Source organism: Kribbia dieselivorans NBRC 106261 (genome assembly GCF_001552435.1).
Lineage (GTDB): Bacteria > Actinomycetota > Actinomycetes > Actinomycetales > Dermatophilaceae > Kribbia > Kribbia dieselivorans.
In genome coordinates this window covers 1-2,710 of the sequence record NZ_BCRE01000204.1, presented here as the reverse complement: position 1 = coordinate 2,710, position 2,710 = coordinate 1, and the positions used below count along the sequence as shown (strand labels likewise).

Below are 2,710 nucleotides of genomic sequence, written 5' to 3'. Positions count from 1 at the left end.
CGGTCACCAACGGGCAGACCTACGGCTCGAGCCGTGTCAACGTCTCGGGGCGGATCTCCGCGATCGCCGTCGACCCCGCCGCCCCGGCCCACGTGCTCGCCGGAGCCGCGAACGGTGGCGTCTGGGAGAGCCGGGATCGCGGCGCTTCGTGGGCACCGCGCTCCGATTTCGCCTCGACCCTCACGGTCGGTGCCCTGGCCTTCGACCCCGTGGACTCGCGCGTGGCCTATTGCGGCACCGGCGAGGGCGACTGGTGGTCCTTCCTCGGCAACGGCGTACTGCGCTCCGTCGATGGTGGCGCGAGTTGGACGCAACGGTGCACGACCCCGTTCGTCGGCCAGGGTTTCCATGCCCTCGTCGTCGACCCGAGCAGCCGCACGCGCCTGTTCGCCGGCACCACGCGGGGCCTGTACGTCTCGACCAATTCCGGAGCGGCGTGGACCCAGCGGCGTAGCCAACGCACCTGGGCCATCGCCCGGCGCAGCGGCGAATTGCTCGCCGCCTGCGCCGACGGACTGTTCCGCTCGACGAACAACGGCACCGCGTGGACCGCCGTCGCTCTGCCCGGGGCGCCGGCCTCCTTCGACCGCTTGGCCGTCTCGATCGCCCCGTCCAACCCCGCGGTGGCGTACGCCTTCGGCACCGGAGCGCCGTACACCACCGACCCGACGGCCTACCTCTGGCGACGCAACACCGCCGGTCGCTGGTCGGCCGTGCCGCTGCCGCCCGGCCTGAGCACCGGCCAGTCCTGGTACGACTGGTACGTCGCGGCCGCCCCGGACACCGGCGGGCAGGTGTACTGCGGTGCGATCGAGATCCACCGGGGCACGCTGTCGGGCACGACGTGGTCGTGGGTGAATCTCAGCAACAAGGGCACGACCGGAGATTCGATCCACCCCGACCAACACTCCATCGCGTTCGAGCCGGGGGCGCCGGGCACGGTCTACGCCGGCTGCGACGGTGGGCTGTTCCGCTCCACCGACCGCGGCGTGACGTGGCGCAGCTGCAACAACGGGCTGGTCGTCAGCGAGTTCGAGTACATCGCCCACGACTGGGGCTCGGCGCGCTGGCTCATCGGCGGCACGCAGGACAACGGCACGAACCGGTGGACCGGGCCGCTGACGTGGGAGCACGTCGACGACGCCGACGGCGGGGACGTCGCGGTCAACCGGACGACACCGACCACCGTCGTGCACTCGCGGCAATGGGGCGCGCTGCTGCGCTCCACCACCAAGGGCAATGTCAACTCGTGGACCTGGATCGACCCGACCCGACCGGCCGGCGAGGGCACCGGGTTGTTCTACCCGCCGGTGGAGGCCAGCGCCACGACCGGCAACACCGTCGCGCTGGGCATGCAGGCGCTGTACGTCTCGCGTGACAACGGCGGCACGTGGACCCGGCGGGGGATTCCCAGCGGGGGCACGGCCTCGGCGATGCACATCCCCGATCCCAACACCGTGCTCCTCGGGTTGACCGACGGGCGGGTGCTGCGCTCGCGGTTCCAGCGCGGCGCCTGGACGACGTTGACCGCGCTGACCACGCCGCGCGCGGGTGCCTATGTCAGTGACCTGTACGCCGAGGCCGGCGCGTCGGGGCGGATCATCGCGACGAGTTCGCAGGTCGGTGGCGGGCGGGTGTTCGTCTCCGACAACGGTGGGTCGACGTGGACCAACCGCACGGCCGGGTTGCCGGCGCTGCCGATCAATGCCGTGGCCGTCGACGACGCCAACCGCAACCGGGTGTGGGTCGCCGCCGACCTCGGGGTCTACGAGAGTCGCAACTCCGGAGCGTCGTGGACGACCTTCTCCGCGTCGTTGCCCAATGCGTTCGTCGGGGACCTCGTGTACCACCCGCACGCCCGGGTGCTGCGGGCCGGTCTGCGCAACCGCGGCGTGTGGGAGATCCCGGTCGACGGGTGGATGACGCAACCGGTGTGCGGGACGCAGTTCACCGGCACCCTGGCCGCCAACGCCAGCAACCGCTGGTTCACGTTCCGGTGGCCGGCGACGTGGCACATCGTCTGGACGGTCATGCCGACCACGGTGCGCAACGGCGCTCCGCAGGTCTCGTGGCAGGTGCAGGTCGAACGTGCCGACGCCGAATACGCCACCTACTGGATCACCGTGAAGAACCTGACCGCGCAGACCGTCACCTTCGAGGGGCGCTACGCGATCCTGAGCCGCTACTAGGAGTCACCATGAGAACGAATGTCCAGTTCACCGGCACGCTCGCGGCCGGAGCGTCGCAGCGATGGTTCACCTTCGGGTGGCCGGCCTCGTGGCACGTCGTCTGGTACATGATGCCGACGACCGTGCGCAACGGCGCTCCGGAACTCGACTGGGATGTCGCGGTCGAACGGGCCGACGCCACCAACTGCACCTACTGGATCACCGTGAAGAACCTCGCCTCGGTGCCAGTGACGTTCGAGGGCCGCTACGCGGTCCTGAATTAGGAGGCGGTCATGCGGATCACCATTGAGATCGACGGGGGCGAGGCGCGCGTTGAGGCGTCACCCGCGGAGTCTCGTGCGGCGGGTGAGGGGAGCGGCGCGCCGATGAGTTCACCGGGTTCACCGATGGCGGCGGGCTCGGCGGGTTCACCGATGACTTCGGGTTCGCCGAGCGCGGCGGCGGCCGTGCCGGATGACCTGGCTGCGCGCGCGGCCGTGGTCGGGGCGCTCTCAGCCGGGCCGGCCCCGACGGCCGAGGAG

At 71.0% G+C, this 2,710-nt stretch carries 3 protein-coding genes; all 3 read left to right on the top strand.

Annotated elements, in window-relative coordinates:
- The coding region (locus KD1_RS17230) for a WD40/YVTN/BNR-like repeat-containing protein (RefSeq protein WP_370670764.1) at positions 1-2,189 on the top strand (2,189 nt) is incomplete at its 5' end.
- A gap of 8 nt (positions 2,190-2,197) precedes the next feature.
- On the top strand, positions 2,198-2,452 hold the full coding sequence (locus KD1_RS14255; protein WP_068403016.1) for a hypothetical protein: 255 nt from the start codon (positions 2,198-2,200) through the stop codon (positions 2,450-2,452).
- Positions 2,453-2,461: 9 nt separating this feature from the next.
- Positions 2,462-2,710 (top strand): hypothetical protein (locus KD1_RS16650; RefSeq protein ID WP_217995901.1); only part of this gene is annotated, 249 nt, incomplete at its 3' end.

Excerpts from the sequence above, each read along its gene's own strand:
- KD1_RS14255 (WP_068403016.1), top strand. The coding sequence starts at position 2,198 with ATGAGAACGAATGTCCAGTTCACCGGCACGCTCGCGGCCGGAGCGTCG.